The sequence below is a fragment of the Poseidonibacter lekithochrous genome (assembly GCF_013283835.1).
Lineage (GTDB): Bacteria > Campylobacterota > Campylobacteria > Campylobacterales > Arcobacteraceae > Poseidonibacter > Poseidonibacter lekithochrous.
The window spans coordinates 3,168,933-3,186,687 of the sequence record NZ_CP054052.1; the positions used below are offsets into that span (position 1 = coordinate 3,168,933).

Here is a 17,755-nt window from a genome sequence, read left to right on the forward strand (position 1 = left end):
AAATGGAATTAATTATAAATGGTGAAAATAAAACTTTTGATGATAGTTTTTCACTACAAGAAATTATTACAGATTTAAAAATTGAAGACAAAGTAATGGCAGCAGCTGTTAATATGGAAATCGTTAAAAAAGATGATTGGTCAAATTTTGTTCCAAAAGAAGCTGACAAAATCGAATTATTACAATTTGTTGGTGGTGGTTGATTTCAAACCATGAGTAGACAAAAAGGTGATTTTGCAGAAAAAAGAGCTATCTCTTTTCTGCAAGACAGAAACTTTGAAATAATTGAACAAAATTTCTATGCCAAAAAATTAGGTGAAATAGATATCATCGCAAAAAAAGATAATACATATCACTTCTGTGAAGTAAAATCCTCAGATGATTATGAAACTGCAATTAATAATATAACCCCTTCAAAACTATCAAAAATAAAACGTAGTATTGACTATTACTTACAAATTAAAAAACTTAATGTTGCATTCTGCATTGATGCAATAATAGTTACAAATAATGAAATTGAGCTTCTTGAAAATATAACTTTGTAAATAATATATACAAAAAAATATTAGTTTTGACACTATTTCTAGATAAAATATATACATGGAATCATTATTTACAATCATATTTTTATCCCTAGCACTATCAACAATTTTAAATATCATATTAAAAAAATTATCTATATCACATATAATTGGTTATATTCTAACAGGTACTATAATTGCATATATTTTTAATTTAGAAGCAAATCATGATATGAATACCTTAGAGATTATTGCTGAGTTTGGAATAGTATTTTTAATGTTTACAATTGGACTTGAAATGTCCATAGGAAAACTAAAAAAGATGAGAGATTTACTTTTAGTAAATGGTTTTATTCAAGTTTTTCTTAGTGCTTTTATAATCTTTTTAATTTCACGTTTTATTTTTAGTATTGATTTTATTTCATCACTTATTTTATCTTTAGCTTTTTCTTTATCTTCAACTGCAATTGTATTAACTTACTTAAAACAGTCAAAAGATATTCAGACACCTTATGGACAAAAGTCAACTGCCATATTAATATTCCAAGATTTAGCAGTAATTCCTATACTTTTACTAATTAGTTTTTTATCAAATGACACTTTACAAATAGAAGAGATTATTCTTAAAACTATAGTTTCTGCATTAATTATTGTAGTATTTATGTTCACTTTCGGAAAGAAAATTGTAGATTGGTTATTGCATTTTTCAACAAGTACAAAACTAGAAGAGTTATTCTTAGCTTCGGTTTTATCAATAGTAATTGGCTCTTCTTTACTTGCCCATGAATTAGGTTTTACTTATTCACTGGGAGCATTTATTGCAGGAATGCTTATTGCTGAAACAAAATATCATATAAAAGTAGAATCAGATATTTCAGCATTTAGAGATCTTTTATTAGGTACTTTCTTTTTCTCAGTAGGTACTAAAATTGACCTTTTATATTTAGTTGAAAATATATTTTTAATTCTTTCGGTATTTATTTCACTATTAGTAATTAAAGGTTTTGTAATATACTTTTTAATTAGAAGAAAATCTAATAAAAGTGATGCTATTAAATCTGCCCTTGCTTTATCACAAGTTGGTGAGTTTTCATTTGCTGTTTTTGCCCTTGCTAGTGCAAATGGATTATTAGATGAAAACTTAAGTAAACTTCTTATTTTAGTAACTGTATCTTCTATGATTATAACTCCCTTTATTGTAAATAATATTTATAAAATTGCATCTATTTTTGCTCAAGAGTTTTATGAATCAGACAAAATTACACCAATTAATAAAAAGAATCATACTATTGTTTGTGGGTTTTCAAACCTAGGAAGACGAGTCGCAAATGAATTAGAAGAGAAAGAGATACCATTTGTAATAATCTCTGATGAATTAAAACATGTACTTATTGCAAGAAAAAGAGGTTACATGGCATATTTTGGTCACTTGGAAAAAATACCTGTATTAGAATCTCTTAAAGCAGATGAAGCTTCAAGTATTATCATTACTTTAAATAATGTAAATAAAAAAAGGTTAATAAGTGAATCTATTTTAAAATTCAAAAAAGATATGAATATTATTATGAAAATAGACTCAGTTGATGAAAAGAAAGAGCTAAAAGATTTACAAATAAAGAGTTTTATCCATGCTCATAAAGAGATAGCTTCTTTACTTGTAAATAAAAGTATTGAATCTAATGAGAAATAGCTAAAGCTTTTTTTGCAAGTAAAAGCATTACAACTCCACTTGATACAATTACAGCTGTTACATATAAAGCATAATCGTAATTTCCAGTCCATTCAGTAAGGCTTACAGCATATAAAGGAGCTGCAACTTGTCCTATTCCATATGCTGTTGTTAAAGCCCCCATTAGCATTACAGGGTTTTTACCAGCTAGTTTTCCCCCAAGATTCATAAACAATGCTACAAGTCCTACAAATGTTGCTCCATAGATTACTCCACAAAATAGAATCAAATATACATTACTTGTTAGAGTTGGCATTAAAATACCTATAACTTGCAGAGACATAGCTATTATAATCATATTTACACTTCCATATTTATGTGCTAATCTCATCCAAATAATAGAAGAAGGAATTCCAGCAAGTCCTACAAATAACCATGTAATTCCTGAAAATTCTTCAACTGCTGGCATTGTTTTAATAATAGCAGGTAAGAACGTACCTTGAATTACAAAACCAACGCCTGCTGTAAAATATGATGCAATTAGTATTACAACAAAAGCAGAAAATAGTTTTTTATCAAAAGGATGTTTTTCATTTGAACTTTTTTGTTCTTTATCAAAAGATAAAATATGGATAGGATAAAACATTACAATAGCTCCACAGATTGTAAGAGTAATCCATGACTCTTGCCAAGTAGAGTAAGATAATACGTATCTACTTATGATATCTGAACTAGCTAATGCACATCCAATTCCTGAGAAATAAATTCCCATTGCTTTTGTTTTATCATCAAAATCTAATTTTGTCATAACAATAGCAGCTCCAACTACTAGAGCCATAGCTGAACCAAAACCTGCAATTATCCTACTTATTAACCATAAAATATCATTAGTTGTTACTCCTAAAACTAGAGTTGTTAAGACACATAAAACTGTCCCTATTCTAAAATATTTTACTTTGGTATTAATATCTTTAATAAAAATTGCAAAAATTGCTCCGGATAAATATCCCACATAATTTAATGAAGCTAAAATTCCTGAAAAAGTAAGGGATAAGGTATTATCTTCCAACATTGAAGGTAATAAGGAAGTATAAGCAAATCGTGCAACTCCAACTCCAATAAAAAGACCTAATATTCCAGCAAGTAAAATATTGAAGTTAGAATTTTTATCTAATAAATTAAATCTCATTTTTGTCTCTTTCCTTTGATAAACTTTTTTGAATATCTTTTTGATAAGCTTTTGGAGTAATTGCAAAAACTTTTTTAAATACATTACTTAAGTGACTTTGATCATAAAAACCAACTTCATTGGCAGCATCTACAATATCCCAACCATCACTTATTAATTTTTTTGCCCTATGGACTCTTTTATTTACAATATAAGCATTTGCAGATAAACCAAAATCTTGTTTACAAACTCTAATAATATGAAAAGGACTAAAACCTAAAACATTTGAGATTTGTGTTAATGTAAGTTTTGAAGAAATATTATTCTCAATATACTCTTTGAATTCTTTTGCAATTGTTGTTGTATTATCTATTTTTATTATTTCATTTTTATTAATATATGAAGAAAACACCTCTTTTAAAAACTCTAAAAGATTTAATTCTTTTTCAATTACATCATTTTGTTCATAAATAAAATCAAATAATTCAAAAAATCTATTACATAAATTTTCATTTTTTATTTCATTTGGTAAAGCTAAAATATCATCTGTTTCATAAATATGATTTTGCAACTCTTTATACCATTGTCTATCTAAGTAAATTACATAATAATCTTTTGTTTTCTCATCTGAAATTGAATAATGAACTTCATTTGGATTAATAACTACTAACTTGTCTTTTTCTAATGTTATTTCTTTATCATTAATAATAACTTTTGCATGTGCATTTTTCAAAGCAAGAAAACAAACTAAATTGTGATAATGCTTTTGTGAGCACTCTTGAAAGGCCTCACTATATTTCAATTCTAAATAAGGAAGTTCTCCTATTTTAAAAATTCTATTATTTTTTTTAATCATAAAGCATAATACATAATTAAAAGTTAAAAGTCTTGGAAAATATTGCTATTTAATTATAAGATTTTTATTTATAAGAAGATGAGTTAATTGGCTATTAAAAACTCATCTTTTTTCTACGAGGACGTATATATAAAATTAGTATATAAAATTATAACCCCTCTAAATAGCATTAATCTAGCATACTTTATATACAACTCTTATTCAACTATTTTTTAGTAATTTTAAGTTAATATATATAAACACTAATGGAGATTTTTTTGTATTCAAAAGAACTTAATTCAATTAAAAAATCAAATCGTTATAGAACAAGAGATGTATTTGATAAAAACTTAATTGACCTCGCTTCAAATGACTATCTAGGTCTATCTACAAATAAAAATATTTTTCAAAAAGCTTATGAAAGAGTATTGGAAGAACAATACACAGCTCCTAAAGCATCTATGTTAGTAAATGGTTATAATCAAATCCATAAAGATTTTGAAGAGAAATTATGCGAAATAAATGGCTTTGAAGCTGCAGTTACTGTAGGTTCTGGTTTTTTAGCAAATATTTCTATGATAGAAGCTTTATGTAGAAAAAATGATACCTTGTTTATTGATGAAGAGTACCATGCAAGTGGTATCTTAGCAACAAAACTTTTAAAAGAAGAGCAAGTAATTGTTTTTAATCATAATGACCACAAAGACTTAGAAAAAAAAATATGTGAAAACTCTAGAAAAGGTCGGCAAATAATTGCTATTGAGGGTGTTTATTCAATGGGTGGTGACTTAGCCCCTAAAGAGATTTTTGACTTAGCATTAAAACATGACGCTTTGCTACTTGTAGATGAAGCACATAGTTCTGGTGTATTAGGAGATAGTCTATTTGGTATTTTTGATTATTATGGAATTAAACCTACGAAAAATCATGTAAAAATGGGAACATTAGGTAAAGCGTATGGTTCATATGGAGCATATATTTTAGCTTCACAAAATGTAATAGATTTTTTAACAAATAGAGCCAAACCTATTATTTACTCAACTGCACCTTCTTTATTTGATACTGCACTTGGTTTAGAATCACTAAAATATATAATCGAAAATAAAAAAACATTAAAAGAAAACATAAATAAAAATTTAGAAATTATAAAAGAACTATTAAATATAGATTCAAAAAGTTTAATAATACCTATAGTAATAGGTGACAATAAAAAAGTAAAAGATATTCAATCATACTGTAAAGAAAAAGGTTTTTTAGTTGGTGCAATTAGGCAACCAACTGTAAAAAATGCAATAATTAGATTAATTGCAAAAATCGATATAAGTCAAAAAGACTTAAGAGAAGTTTGTATTATGTTAAAGGAACAATTATGAAAACAGTTTTATTATTAACAGTTTTATCTATTTTTTCATTTGCAAATGAAAACTATATAAATATGAAAAATTGTGAAAAGATTCAATTATCAAAATTCACAAGTTTAGTTTCTTGTCATCAAGTAGATTATTTAATTGAATACAAATTAGAAGATGATGAAGAAAAAGACAATATTAAAAAAATTACAGCTATCACTGTAAAAGATCAAAAAATTATCAAAAGCGAGAGAAAGTAATATGGAAATTAATGATTTAGTTAAAGGTAATAAAAAATTTAGAGAAGTAAGTTTCCCTAGATTTGAAGGAAATATTAAAGAACTAGTAGAACATGGACAAAAACCAGAAGTTCTATTTGTAGGATGTTCTGATAGTAGAATTACTCCTGATTTAATGCTTGACACTGAACCTGGAGATATGTTCATTTTAAGAAATGTTGGTAACTTTGTACCTCCATATAGTCCTGATGATGATTTCCACGGTAGTTCTGCTGCTATTGAATATGCTGTTTCTGTATTAGGTGTAAAACATATTATTATTTGTGGACATTCTCACTGTGGAGCTTGTAAAAGTTTATACAAAGATATTGGGGATTCACCTGATTTAGTACACGTAAAAAAATGGTTAGAATTAGGGAAAAAAGCTAAAGAATATACTTTATTAGCTATTCAAGATAAAACTGACCAAGAAAAACTATATAGAGCAACTGAGCGAATCTCAGTAGTTCACCAAATGGAAAACTTACTTACATTCCCAGATGTTGAAAGAAAAGTAAAAAATGGTACTTTACAAATTCATGGTTGGTACTATAGAATTGAAGATGGAACTTTAGAGTATTATGATGGAGAAGAGTGTTCATTTAAACCTTTAGTTGAAAGTTCTGATAAAAAATGAGTACAGAAGTAAGAAGATTACCTAAAAAAACTATTATAATAATCGGAGCAATGTGTGCCATTGCTCTTGTTATTTTTTTATTCTTAAAAGATTTAAAAGAACAAAAAATGGCTGAAATTATTGCTACTTTAGGTCACAAGAATATTAAAGACATGGAAGTAATTAATAAATTAAGCGTTGAAGATAAAGAAACAAGATATAAAAGTAAAGTATATAAAGTAAGATTTTTTGATAACAATATTAATAAAACTTGTGTAGGATTTATTCACATAGGTAGAAATAATACGTATTCAAAAGATTTTGACTGTAAATAGGAAGCAAATGAGTATTATAGAAAAATTAGAAAACAATGAAAGATTAACGTTAGAAGACGGAGTTGCTCTTTATGATTTAGATCTTTTTACACTTGCACATTATGCAAATAAAATAAGAGAAACTAAACATGGTAAAAAAACATATTTTAATATTAATAGACATATAAACCCAACAAATGTGTGTAAAGATGTATGTCAATTTTGTGCTTATAGTGCAAGTAGAAAAAATCCTGACCAATGGACTATGACACATGAAGAGATTTTGGAAATTGTTAAAAATTCTTCTAAAAATGATATAAAAGAAGTACATATTGTATCTGCACATAATCCTCACACAGGACTTCAATGGTATATGGATGTCTTCAAGAAGATAAAAGAAAACTTCCCATCAATTCATGTTAAAGCATTAACAGCAGCTGAAATTCACTTCTTAGCAACTGAATATAAACTGTCTTACCAAGAAATCATCAACATGATGAAAGACCATGGAATTGATTCAATGCCAGGTGGTGGAGCTGAGATTTTTGATGAAAAAGTGCGAAAAAAAATCTGTGGTGGAAAAGTAAAATCTGATGAATGGTTAGAGATTCACAGACTTTGGCATAAAGCTGGAAAACAAAGTAATGCTACTATGCTTTTTGGTCACGTAGAATCAAGAGAAAACAGAATTGACCATATGATTAGACTTCGAGACTTACAAGATGAAACTAATGGTTTTAATGCCTTTATTCCACTTGTATATCAAACTGAAAATAATTACCTAAAAGTTAAAGAGCCTTTAACAGGTCAAGAGATTTTAAAAACGTATGCCATTGCTAGAATTATGTTAGATAACATTTCTAATATCAAAGCTTACTGGGCTACTTCAACTGTAAAATTAGCTTTAATTGCTCAAGAATTTGGTGCAAATGATGTTGATGGAACTATTGAGAGAGAATCTATTCAAAGTGCAGCTGGTGCTTCTAGTGCTGGTGGTGTTGCTTTAAAAGAGTTTGTTGATTTAATTAAAAACTCTGGATTTACTCCAGTTGAGAGAGATTCTATTTATAATGAACTAAAAACTTGGTAAAAGTTTTTAGTTTATTACTTCTTATTGAGGTTGATTAAAAGTCAACATAAAATCAATTTCTATGTCATCTTCTACTCTTATCATTTTTATTGGATAAGAGATATTAATCGAATAAAGTTCATTGTTAACATTATCTATTAAATCAAAGAACTCTTTTGGAGATTTAACTAAAATATTTACAGAATAATTAAACTTCGTAACTTCATTATTTTGACTTGATTTAAATTTCACAATTGAATTCTCAGGCATTAAAATCTTAATTTGCTCAGTAACTCTAGATATTGGTAAAAACTCATCTATGATATATTTTTCAGTATGTTTTTTATATACAGGATTTTCAAGCTCAATTGTATCTTGGGCAGTTACAACTACATCTAAGATATTCTTTTTTGTTTCATCTTCTATTTTTACTTCTATTGTGTCATATAGTTTTCTAAGTTCTGGCTCTAAAGATTTAATATAAGTATCATCATTTAAGAAAGTACCTTTAAACTGTAAAATATCCCCATCCATTGTAAGTTCTTTTAATACAACATCGTATGGTATTGCTTCGAATACAGCTTCTATTCTTTTTTGAACTTTATCATTTTTATTCACATGATCAGGAAGAACAATTGATTTTTTTACTTCTTGTACTGTTTTAACAACTTCTTCTTTTTTAGTTTCTATATTTATAAATAGTTTATAAACACCAAAAAATACAATAGCAAAGAATACTAAAATATATAAAGTATTTAAATTATTCTTTTTCTCTTTAGCTCTAGGTTTTACAAAACTTTGTTTTTGATGTTTATCTTTTGATAATTCAAAAATCTCTTCATCTATATTAATAGGATGATAATCAATTTCTAATAATAAGTCTTCACTTAATTGATTAATTTGTTCTTGAGTTAATTGTTTTAAAGTATAAAGAATAGTTACTTTTTCAATAAATGTATTTGATTCTTTCTCATAAAATTCATTTAAATTATTGTGAATAATTTCACTTAATTCTAAGTAATAAATCTCATCAAAAAGTTTTTGTCCAACAACATCATCGTCATAAAAATGAGTTTTTTTAACTGTTTCAAATGTAGGTAAATCTATTGTTTTAGAAAATACTATAGAAGCACTATCATTAAGAATAAGTATAAAGGCTTTATTGTTAAATAAAAAAATCAATAATTGGTTTTTACAAATATTTTGTTCTAAATGTAAATTTAGGATATGAAAAGCTGAGTAGATATAATCTATTCCTGTTTTTTCAAAATAGTGTTTTGTTTCAAATAATGTAGTTTTTAAAACTGCAATATCGTAGTCTTCATTAAAATGTGCGATTTCACAATCTTTAATTTTTGAAGAACTCTTTTTTGGAATTAATTTAGTAGTATCACTAATAAGTAGTGTAGAAATAAAAGATACAGGTGTTTCTTCTTGAGAGGCATTTAGTTTATGTGCAATATCATGAGCTAAGATGTCATCACTAACTAGAAATACTGAATTATAAGCATCAGCAATTTCACCATTATTTAACTTCTTATAGTCAAGTTTTAATTGAGTATCATATTTAATTGCATTAATATATAAAGACTCTTTCGTAAACATTTGCTTCCTATTTTACTCTAATTTAATGCATGAATCATCATTTTTTCTTTGATAAAGTCTTTAGCTTCATCAAACTCTAATTCACTAATGTCATAAGGTTCTGACATATAAAAATCTATTTTTCCAAAAGGTTTTGGTAAAACAAATTTATCCCATGAATTAAATTGCCAATACTTACTAGGTTTTGTATTTAAAACAACAACCCTAGCATTACTCTTTTGAGCAATGGCAATAACACCGTCAGCCACACTATATCGAGGGCCTCTTGGTCCATCTGGAGTTAACGCAACATCACTACCAGATTTAATTTCTTTAATTGTACTAATTAAAGCTTTAGCTGCACCTTTAGAAGAAGAACCTCTTATAGATTCTATTCCTAATAAAGAATAAACCTTAGCAATAATTTCGCCATCTTTATTTTTACTAATCATTGTTTTTACAGTACCGTTTGGTCTATTTTTTGAATAATTAGCAGGTTGTCCTAATAAATCACCATGCCATGCTACAAAAACAAAGGCTTCTTTATCGTCCAATTTAGGATGATGAAAGACCTTCTTATTTGTAGCATATATGCATCTAACTAAAAAATATACAATATATGGTAATACTTTTAGTTTAAAAAAAAGTTTCATTATATAAGAACTTCACCTTTTAAAGCTGTTCTTGTTGCACTTACAATTTTAACATCTACAAATTTACCTAGTAATTCATCACTACCTTTTGCAAATACTTGTAAGTAATTATCTGTATATCCAGTAACCTCACCATTAGGCTTAAGGCTCTCAACTAAGATATTTACTGTAGTACCTACATGACTTGGCATTGTAGCTTCAAGATGTCTTTTGTGAAGTTCAATTAAACCAGTTAATCTTTCACTTCCAATTGCATCAGGAATCTCTTTGTCTTTTAAGTCTAAAGCAGGTGTTTCAGGTCTTGGAGAATATTTAAAGTTAAATACTTGATCAAATTTAACTTGTCTTACAACATCTAAAGTATCTTGATAATCTTCTTCAGTTTCCCCTGGGAATGCAACAATAATATCAGTTGTAATTCTTAAATCAGGAACAAGTTCTCTCATTTTATTTGCTCTATTAAGGAACCACTCTTTTGTGTATCCTCTTTTCATAGCTCTTAAAATTTCAGTTGAACCACTTTGTAATGGCATATGAATACATCTTGAAATTTTTTCATTTTTAGCAAATTCTTCAATAAATTCATCATCCATATGTAAAGGATGAGGAGAAGTAAATCTAATTCTTTTAAGATTTTCAATTTTTGAAATATCTTGTAAAAGTTTTGTAAATGAATGCTTAGGTCTTTTATCCGAAAATCTTCTACCATAAGAATTTACGTTTTGCCCTAAAAGCATAATTTCAACTGCACCTTCATCAACTGCTTTTTGCACTTGAGTTACAATCATTTCTGGTGGAATAGAAATCTCTTCACCTCTTGTGTTTGGTACAATACAGTAAGTACATTTTTTATCACACCCTACAGAGATGTTTACACTAGCTCTGTATTTGTTTGTTTTAGCAGGTCCAAATTCATACATTGACTCATCATTGTCAATAGAAATTTCAACTGAACCTTTTACATCAATTACATCTTTAATTTTAGAAATGTTTCTAGCACCTACTACAAAATCAACATATGGAGCTCTTTTGATAATATCTTTACCTAAGTGAGAGGCTGTACAGCCACATACACCAATTTTAGCTCCATCTTTTTTCTTCTTATTGAATTGACCAATTTCAGAAAATAGTTTTTGTACAGGCTTTTCTCTTACTGAACATGTGTTAATGATAATTAAATCAGCATCTTCCATAGTATCAGTTTGAGTATAGTCTTTATGTTTTTCTAATTCAGCTGCAATATGTTGGCTATCAGTGTCATTCATCTGACAACCTAAAGTTTGAATAAATAGTTTTTTGTCTGAACTCATAATTTTTATCACTTTGGATTAAAGTGCATGAACCTCATACATATATTCGTCGTCAGCTAAACCATATTTAACTTCTCTAAAGTATACATTGTATCCATCATCTTCTAATGCATCAACTAATGCCATCATGTCTTTGTGTGAATTATCTCTATCAAAATAGAAGATTTTTTCTTCTTCAGCTTTTAATTCTTCTCTAATTTTATCTAATTGCACTTTTTTTGGTTTTTCATTTAACTCGTTTCTAGCAAATAATAATTCCATATAATTAAGCCCTTTTCTTTTTTGTTTAACTATAGATTTTATCTTAAAATTGCTTTTATTTCTATAAAAGCTCTTTTTGATATAATATCCCTCTACATTACATTGGAAATCACAGACAATCATTTCAATGTCAAAAAACGTCAACACACAAAAGGTTATTAATGGACAAAATAATAGATATTTTAGATTCGATCGCCTACGAAAAAGGCCTACAAATCAGAGATGTTGAGAATGCTTTAAAAGAAGCACTTATCAAAACAGCAGAGAAAATGGTAGAAGAAACACTAGTTTTTGATGCAAACATAGATAGAGACAATAAAAAGCTTGAACTTTCTCAAAAAGTTGAAGTTGTACCTGATGGAGACAGCAGAACATTAGGTCTTGGGGAAGATGAGTATGGAAATGCTATAAATCCTGAAAACTTTATCGAATTAACTGAAGCAAAAGAAATTGATGCTGACTTAGAAGTTGGTGATACAGTTAACTATGATTTAGAATTTGAAAATATGGGTAGAAATGCAGCTACAATTTTACATAACAACTTTGAATATAAAATTCAAAGATTTATTGAAGAAAATTTAGTAAGCAAATATAAAGACAAAATCGGAAAAATCATTTCTGGAACTGTAACAAGAGTAGATAGACAAGAAAATACATTTATCGAAATTGGTGAAGTTAAAGGTATGCTTCAAAGAAAAAGTAGAATCAAGGGTGAAACTTTCAGAATTGGTGATACTATCAAAGCTGTTGTTAAATCTGTAAATATTGATAAAACAAATGGATTAATTATTGAGATTTCAAGAACAAGTCCTAAATTCTTAGAATCTTTATTAGTTCTTGAAGTACCTGAATTAAAAGATGAAAAAGTTTCTATTGAAGCAAGTGCTAGAATCCCAGGATCTAGAGCAAAAATTGCACTATTAAGTACTGACCCTCAAATTGACCCAATTGGTTCTGTTGTTGGTGTTAAAGGTGTTAGAATTTCTGCTGTTTCTGCTCAATTAAATGGTGAGAATATTGATTGTGTTGAATATTCTGCAATTCCTGAGATGTTCTTATCTAGAGCATTATCTCCTGCAATTATCACTTCAGTTAAAGTTGATAAAGCACCTGAGTTTAATGAAAAAGGTAAAGCAACAATTACAATTCCAAGTGATCAAAAATCTAAAGCAATTGGAAAAGCTGGTTTAAATATTAGACTTGCATCAATGCTTACTAAATATGATATTGAATTAGTTGAAATTGAAGGAGCTACAACTCCAACTGGTACTGGTACTTCTGCACCAGAAGAAAGAACAACAGATACAGCATCATTAGAGGCATTATTTAAATAAGATGAATAAAATATACATATACGATTCAGTAAAAAAGCAAAAAGTTGAATTTCAATCAATTGAAGATAACAAAGTAAAGATTTATGTTTGTGGACCAACTGTATATGATGATTCACACTTAGGTCATGCTAGATCTGCAATCGCATTTGATTTACTTCATAGAGTATTAAAAGTTAATAAATATGATGTAACTATGACAAAAAACTTTACAGATATTGATGATAAAATCATCAAAAAAATGTATGAAACGTCTAGAACACTTGAAGATATTACAAGTGAATATATCAAAGCGTATAAAAATGATATGAAAGCTCTACATGTATTAGATAATACATTAGAGCCAAAAGCAACACAGAATTTAGAAGTTATGAAAGAAATGATTAATAACCTAATTTCCAAAGATTGTGCATATAAAACTTCTGATGGTGTTTATTTTGATACTTCAAAAGATGAATCGTATGGTAATATTTCATCAATGGCTAGTGATGAAAACTCTTTATCTAGAGTTGAATTTAATAGTGAAAAAAGAAATTCTTCTGATTTTGCTTTATGGAAATTTGCAAAAGAAAATGACGTTAGTTTTGAAGCTGAATTTGGGTTAGGTCGTCCTGGTTGGCATATTGAATGTTCTGCTATGATTAAAAAACATTTAGCATATGAAAACTCTGAATTCCAAATCGATATTCATGGTGGTGGGGCTGATTTATTATTCCCTCATCATGAAAATGAAGCAGCTCAAACTAGATGTGATTCAAAACAGCACTTAGCTAAATATTGGATGCATAATGGTTTTGTGAATATTAATGGTGAAAAAATGAGTAAGTCTTTAGGGAACTCATTTTTCTTAAAAGATATTCTAAAATCATACTCAGGTGAAGTTGTAAGATTCTATCTTTTAACTGCACAATATAGAGCAAATTTCAACTTTAATGAAGAAGATTTAATCTCTTCTAAAAAAAGATTAGATAAATTATATAGAGTTAAAAAAAGAGTTTATGGTGGAGCAAAATCTACTGTAAATAAAGATTTCAAAGCTAATATACTTAATGCTTTAAATGATGATATTAACACTTCTAAAGCCTTGGCTGTTATTGATGAGTTAATTAATACTGCAAATGACAAACTAGATGCAAACGCTAAAGATAAAGCTTTCAAAAAAGAGTTAGTTGCAAATATTGAATTCATTGAAGAAGCTTTAGGAGTTTCTGGAAGTGATGCTTATGAATACTTCCAATTTGGAATTGATGAAAAAACAATTTCTGAAATTAATAATCTAATTGAAAAAAGAACTGAAGCTAAAAAAGCTAAAGATTTTGAAACAGCTGATAAAGTAAGAGATGAAATTTCTGCTTTAGGTGTATCTGTAATGGACACTGCTAACGGTGCTGTTTGGGAAAAAGTTTAATCACTTTTTTCTAAACAAAACTCTTTTTACCTCTCCCCTTAACTTAAATCAATGAAAAACTAAAAAATTAATGTTAATATCTTATATATTTTTAAGATAAAAGGTTTTTTATGTCCACAGAGCAATTAGCAGCAGTTGAATTAAATACTAAAGAAGATTTTGAAAACTACAATATAAGAGAAAAGCTTAAAAAAGCTCAAAGACCTTTTGACTACTATAAACACATCAAAGATTTAGATTATGAACAATTAGCAGAATCAGATAGATATTTTCTACAAGATTTTGGTATTTATAATAACTCTTTAAATGATGAAGAGTTTATGCTAAGACTACGATTTCCAGCTGGAAGAATTACAAGTGCACAATTAAAATCTATATCAAATATTTGTAATAAATATGACTTAACAATAATCCTTACTGCCCGTGCAGGAATGCAATTACACGGCCTTGAAGCACATAATGTATATGAAGCCTACAAAGCTGTTGAAGAAGCTAATATGAATACATGGCAAAGCTTTGGAGATAATGTAAGAAATATTACAACTGATATTTTTGATGGTATTGGAAAACATAATATTATTGAAGTTTATCCATATATTGAACAAATGCAAGATTATATATTAAAAAACCCAGAATATGTTGGACTATTACCTAGAAGATTATCAATTGGAATTTCTGGTTCATATGCAAATGGAAGTTCTTTTTTTGCAAGTGATATCTATTTTGCATTGGCAAAAAAAGATGATACTTATGGTTTTAATGTATATCTTGGGGGTAAAAATACTGAAATAGCACAAGATGCTAATATATTTTTAAAAAAAGATGAAATACTAGATTTTTATAAAACTATTATTAGAGTGTTTTATATTCATGGATTAAGACTAGACAGGGAAAGAAATAGACTATACCACCTATTAGAAGAGATAGGTATAGAGAAGTTTGTAGCCCTATTACAAGAAGATTATAAATCAGAATTTAATTCTAAAGGTGATATTCAATTGCAAAAAGTTGAATTTGAAGATTTTAATGAATTAAAAAATGGTACTTATAGTTTTTGTTATCACTCAAAATTTGCCAAAATAGAAGCAAGTGAAGTATTAAATATTTCAGAATATTGTGAAAAACATAATTTAGAAACTAGAATAGGAACAGATCAACAACTATATATTTTAAATCTAAAAGAGAATAAAATAGATTTAGAACATGACAATATAAATAGAACAATAGTTGCTTGTGCAGGTAGTGAATATTGTCCTTATGCATACTGGACAATTAAAGATGAAGTTCAATATCTACCTCTGGAAAAAATACAAAAAAATAAAATACTAGTGGGATTCTCAGGATGTTTAAGAGGTTGTGCAAAACATGAACATGCTGACATTGGATTAGTAGGATTAAAATCAAATTATTTAGGAAATAGAGAAAAAACTGCGCGTATATATTTAGGTGGTTTATATACAGAAGGAAAAGCACTAGCTAGAAAAGTATTTACTACAATTCCTCTTACAAATCTAAAAGAGATTTTGGAAATAATTATTGAAGAGTATGAGAATAGTTCATATAAAACTTTTGAGAGTTTTAGTGAAAATGTACTTAACAAATATTCAATTGAATTCCTAAATCTATGGGTTTTAGCAAAATTCAAAACAAAGAAAAAAGTGTATTTAGATTCATTTGATGAAGTGGAAATACTAAATAAATATTTTGGAGATTTAGAGAGTATTCAAAATTGTAGTGATGATTTTGATTCTGCAGTAAAATTACTATCTAAAGAGTTATGGGTTTATAAAGAATCCCAAGAAGATATAAAACTAAATAAAACCTATGTGATGATGATAGAATAAAAGAAGGTGTTACCCTTCTTTTAAAAAGCTTCTTCCAATAATTCAGGCATTTTCTGACCTATTAGCTTGAAATCATATTCAAAACTTTTTACAACTACATCGTAAAGTTTATTATTCTTATATTTCTCATGCCATTTATTCTCTTTGCCTTCATAGACATTAAAATATAAATAACGTAATTTATAAGCTTCTTTAATTAATTTATCATTCATTTTTATAAAAAAAAAGGGAAGAAGCCTAAGCCTCTTCCCTTTTTAGTACCAAAAAATTACAATTATCTGATGTATGCAGCGTCAGTAACTTTTTTAGTGTTAACAATGTAAGGAACTAATGCCATGTGTCTAGCTCTCTTGATTGCTTTCTCTACCATTTCTTGAGAATTTTTAGAGTTTCCAGTAAGTCTTCTAGGCATAATTTTACCTCTTTCAGACATTGAAATCTTTAATAATTCAGTGTTTTTATAATCAATGAAATCAACTTTCATTTCAGTATATTTACAATATTTTTTTCCGTATTTTCTTCTTTCAGCCATTTTATAATCCTTTTGGTTTAGAACGGTATTTCGTCTTCGTCTATATCTATTTCAGGTATTTTCTGCTCAGGCATTTGTTGTGCTTGATTATTCATACCACCATAGTTGTTCTGGTTGTTGTTATTATTGTATTGAGAAGAGTTATTATTGTATTGATTTTGCTGTGCTGGTTGATTATACGACCCACCACCTTGAGATGATGAATTATAACCTTGGTTATCCCCAGCATTAGCTGAATCACTCTTAGAATCTAACATTTTCATAGTTTCAACTCGTAAAGAGTGTCTATTTCTGTTAGTTCCATCTTGAGCAGTCCATTGTTCAAATACAAGTCTTCCCTCTAATAAAACTTTAGAACCTTTTCTTAAGTATTGATTAGCAACTTCAGCAGATCTACCAAAGATATTAAAATCTAAAAAACAAACTTCATCTTTTTGCTCGCCTGTACCAGTTTTATACTTGTAAGACGTTGCAACAGCAGATTTAGCAATTGCAGCACCAGATGGTAAATATCTTAATTCAATATCTCTAGTTAGATTTCCAACCATTATTACTTTATTATACATATCTAGGTTCCTATATCTTTAATTAGTTAGCTTTTTTAGCTGCCTCGTCGCTCATTTTAGTCCATGCAGCGATTTCTTTTTTGTTTTCATATTTAATGAAAATGAATCTAATGATATCTTCAGAAATTCTGTAGTTTCTTTCGATTTCTGCAATTCCTGCAGGCTCACCTTTGAAATATGCAACGAAGTAGTAACCTCTTTTTTGCTTTTCAATTTCGTAAGCTAATTCTCTAGAACCCATATCTTCACAAGCAACGATTTCTCCACCGTTTTTTGCAATAATAGCTTTCATGTTTTCAATAGTAGCTTGAGTTTCCTCTTCAGCTAAAGTAGGTTTAACAATAAACATTGTTTCGTAATGTTTTAATTTTGACATTTAATAATCTCCTTATAGTGTTTGCCGGTATCTTTACATTTTTTAATATCAGCAAGGATGTTTTTTTGTAA

General features: G+C 27.9%; 20 protein-coding genes and 1 pseudogene. 11 read left to right on the forward strand and 10 right to left on the reverse strand.

Going from position 1 to position 17,755, the window contains the following annotated elements; translation table 11 throughout:
- Positions 1-2 precede the first annotated feature (2 nt).
- The 3 genes from thiS to ALEK_RS15355 are packed head-to-tail and all read left to right on the forward strand — an operon-like array spanning position 3 to position 2,211.
- Positions 3-203, forward strand: a complete 201-nt coding sequence (gene thiS / locus ALEK_RS15345) for a sulfur carrier protein ThiS (RefSeq protein WP_071627545.1) — start codon at positions 3-5, stop codon at positions 201-203.
- Positions 204-212: 9 nt separating this feature from the next.
- The gene (locus tag ALEK_RS15350; RefSeq protein WP_071627544.1) at positions 213-545 is read left to right on the forward strand and encodes a YraN family protein; all 333 of its coding nucleotides are present in this window, start codon (positions 213-215) and stop codon (positions 543-545) included.
- Between the two features lie 55 nt (positions 546-600).
- Complete coding sequence (locus ALEK_RS15355) at positions 601-2,211, forward strand: cation:proton antiporter domain-containing protein (protein ID WP_071627543.1); 1,611 nt, start codon at positions 601-603, stop codon at positions 2,209-2,211.
- Here ALEK_RS15355 and ALEK_RS15360 read toward each other — a convergent pair.
- Together ALEK_RS15360 and ALEK_RS15365 are read right to left on the reverse strand one after the other, a co-directional pair.
- Complete coding sequence (locus tag ALEK_RS15360) at positions 2,198-3,379, reverse strand: YbfB/YjiJ family MFS transporter (RefSeq protein WP_071627542.1); 1,182 nt, start codon at positions 3,377-3,379, stop codon at positions 2,198-2,200. The two genes, ALEK_RS15355 and ALEK_RS15360, sit on opposite strands and share 14 nt — an antisense overlap.
- Complete coding sequence (locus ALEK_RS15365) at positions 3,369-4,214, reverse strand: AraC family transcriptional regulator (protein ID WP_071627541.1); 846 nt, start codon at positions 4,212-4,214, stop codon at positions 3,369-3,371. Before ALEK_RS15365 ends, ALEK_RS15360 begins: the two co-directional genes overlap by 11 nt.
- A 257-nt stretch (positions 4,215-4,471) precedes the next feature.
- Between ALEK_RS15365 and ALEK_RS15370 the strand changes: the two genes are divergently transcribed.
- From ALEK_RS15370 to mqnE, 5 genes are read left to right on the forward strand one after another with little or no spacing between them, the layout of a single operon-like run.
- Positions 4,472-5,566 (forward strand): aminotransferase class I/II-fold pyridoxal phosphate-dependent enzyme, encoded by a 1,095-nt coding sequence (locus ALEK_RS15370; protein WP_173424158.1) that lies wholly within the window; start codon positions 4,472-4,474, stop codon positions 5,564-5,566.
- Positions 5,563-5,802, forward strand: coding sequence for a hypothetical protein (locus tag ALEK_RS15375; RefSeq protein ID WP_071627539.1), 240 nt, complete (start codon positions 5,563-5,565; stop codon positions 5,800-5,802). The genes ALEK_RS15370 and ALEK_RS15375 overlap by 4 nt, the downstream gene beginning before the upstream one ends.
- Position 5,803: 1 nt before the next feature.
- Positions 5,804-6,457, forward strand: a complete 654-nt coding sequence (locus ALEK_RS15380; RefSeq protein ID WP_071627538.1) for a carbonic anhydrase — start codon at positions 5,804-5,806, stop codon at positions 6,455-6,457.
- Entirely contained in the window at positions 6,454-6,771 is a 318-nt protein-coding gene (locus ALEK_RS15385; RefSeq protein WP_071627537.1) for a hypothetical protein, read from the forward strand. Before ALEK_RS15380 ends, ALEK_RS15385 begins: the two co-directional genes overlap by 4 nt.
- A gap of 7 nt (positions 6,772-6,778) precedes the next feature.
- Positions 6,779-7,840, forward strand: a complete 1,062-nt coding sequence (gene mqnE / locus ALEK_RS15390) for an aminofutalosine synthase MqnE (RefSeq protein WP_071627536.1) — start codon at positions 6,779-6,781, stop codon at positions 7,838-7,840.
- 21 nt (positions 7,841-7,861) lie between these two features.
- On the opposite strand, the gene ALEK_RS15395 is transcribed toward mqnE, so the two are convergent.
- From ALEK_RS15395 to ALEK_RS15410, 4 genes are read right to left on the reverse strand one after another with little or no spacing between them, the layout of a single operon-like run.
- Positions 7,862-9,424, reverse strand: a complete 1,563-nt coding sequence (locus tag ALEK_RS15395; protein WP_071627535.1) for a hypothetical protein — start codon at positions 9,422-9,424, stop codon at positions 7,862-7,864.
- Between the two features lie 17 nt (positions 9,425-9,441).
- The gene (locus ALEK_RS15400; protein WP_071627534.1) at positions 9,442-10,056 is read right to left on the reverse strand and encodes a lysophospholipid acyltransferase family protein; all 615 of its coding nucleotides are present in this window, start codon (positions 10,054-10,056) and stop codon (positions 9,442-9,444) included.
- The gene (gene miaB / locus ALEK_RS15405) at positions 10,056-11,366 is read right to left on the reverse strand and encodes a tRNA (N6-isopentenyl adenosine(37)-C2)-methylthiotransferase MiaB (protein ID WP_071627533.1); all 1,311 of its coding nucleotides are present in this window, start codon (positions 11,364-11,366) and stop codon (positions 10,056-10,058) included. Before miaB ends, ALEK_RS15400 begins: the two co-directional genes overlap by 1 nt.
- Before the next feature lie 18 nt (positions 11,367-11,384).
- The gene (locus ALEK_RS15410) at positions 11,385-11,627 is read right to left on the reverse strand and encodes an HP0268 family nuclease (RefSeq protein WP_071627532.1); all 243 of its coding nucleotides are present in this window, start codon (positions 11,625-11,627) and stop codon (positions 11,385-11,387) included.
- A 161-nt stretch (positions 11,628-11,788) separates the two neighbouring features.
- On the opposite strand from ALEK_RS15410, the gene nusA reads away from it, so the two are divergent.
- The 3 genes from nusA to ALEK_RS15425 all read left to right on the forward strand — a co-directional run bounded on the left by nusA (position 11,789) and on the right by ALEK_RS15425 (position 16,210).
- Positions 11,789-12,961 carry a transcription termination factor NusA gene (nusA, locus tag ALEK_RS15415; protein ID WP_071627531.1) on the forward strand — a complete coding sequence of 391 codons (1,173 nt, stop codon included), beginning with the start codon at positions 11,789-11,791 and terminating at the stop codon, positions 12,959-12,961.
- Between the two features lies 1 nt (position 12,962).
- Positions 12,963-14,366 (forward strand): cysteine--tRNA ligase, encoded by a 1,404-nt coding sequence (cysS, locus tag ALEK_RS15420; RefSeq protein WP_071627530.1) that lies wholly within the window; start codon positions 12,963-12,965, stop codon positions 14,364-14,366.
- Between the two features lie 110 nt (positions 14,367-14,476).
- Positions 14,477-16,210, forward strand: a complete 1,734-nt coding sequence (locus ALEK_RS15425) for a nitrite/sulfite reductase (protein ID WP_083574677.1) — start codon at positions 14,477-14,479, stop codon at positions 16,208-16,210.
- Between the two features lie 20 nt (positions 16,211-16,230).
- Here ALEK_RS15425 and ALEK_RS15430 read toward each other — a convergent pair whose 3' ends face one another.
- From ALEK_RS15430 to rpsF, 4 genes and pseudogenes are all read right to left on the reverse strand, one after another.
- Positions 16,231-16,422 carry a hypothetical protein gene (locus ALEK_RS15430; protein WP_071627529.1) on the reverse strand — a complete coding sequence of 64 codons (192 nt, stop codon included), beginning with the start codon at positions 16,420-16,422 and terminating at the stop codon, positions 16,231-16,233.
- A gap of 62 nt (positions 16,423-16,484) precedes the next feature.
- Positions 16,485-16,742: a 30S ribosomal protein S18 gene (gene rpsR / locus ALEK_RS15435; RefSeq protein WP_071627528.1), complete on the reverse strand. Its 258-nt coding sequence runs from the start codon at positions 16,740-16,742 to the stop codon at positions 16,485-16,487.
- Positions 16,743-16,759: 17 nt separating this feature from the next.
- Positions 16,760-17,308, reverse strand: a complete 549-nt coding sequence (locus tag ALEK_RS15440; protein ID WP_071627527.1) for a single-stranded DNA-binding protein — start codon at positions 17,306-17,308, stop codon at positions 16,760-16,762.
- 31 nt (positions 17,309-17,339) lie between these two features.
- Positions 17,340-17,684, reverse strand: a pseudogene (rpsF, locus tag ALEK_RS15445) (30S ribosomal protein S6); the annotation flags it as partial.
- Positions 17,685-17,755 lie beyond the last annotated feature (71 nt).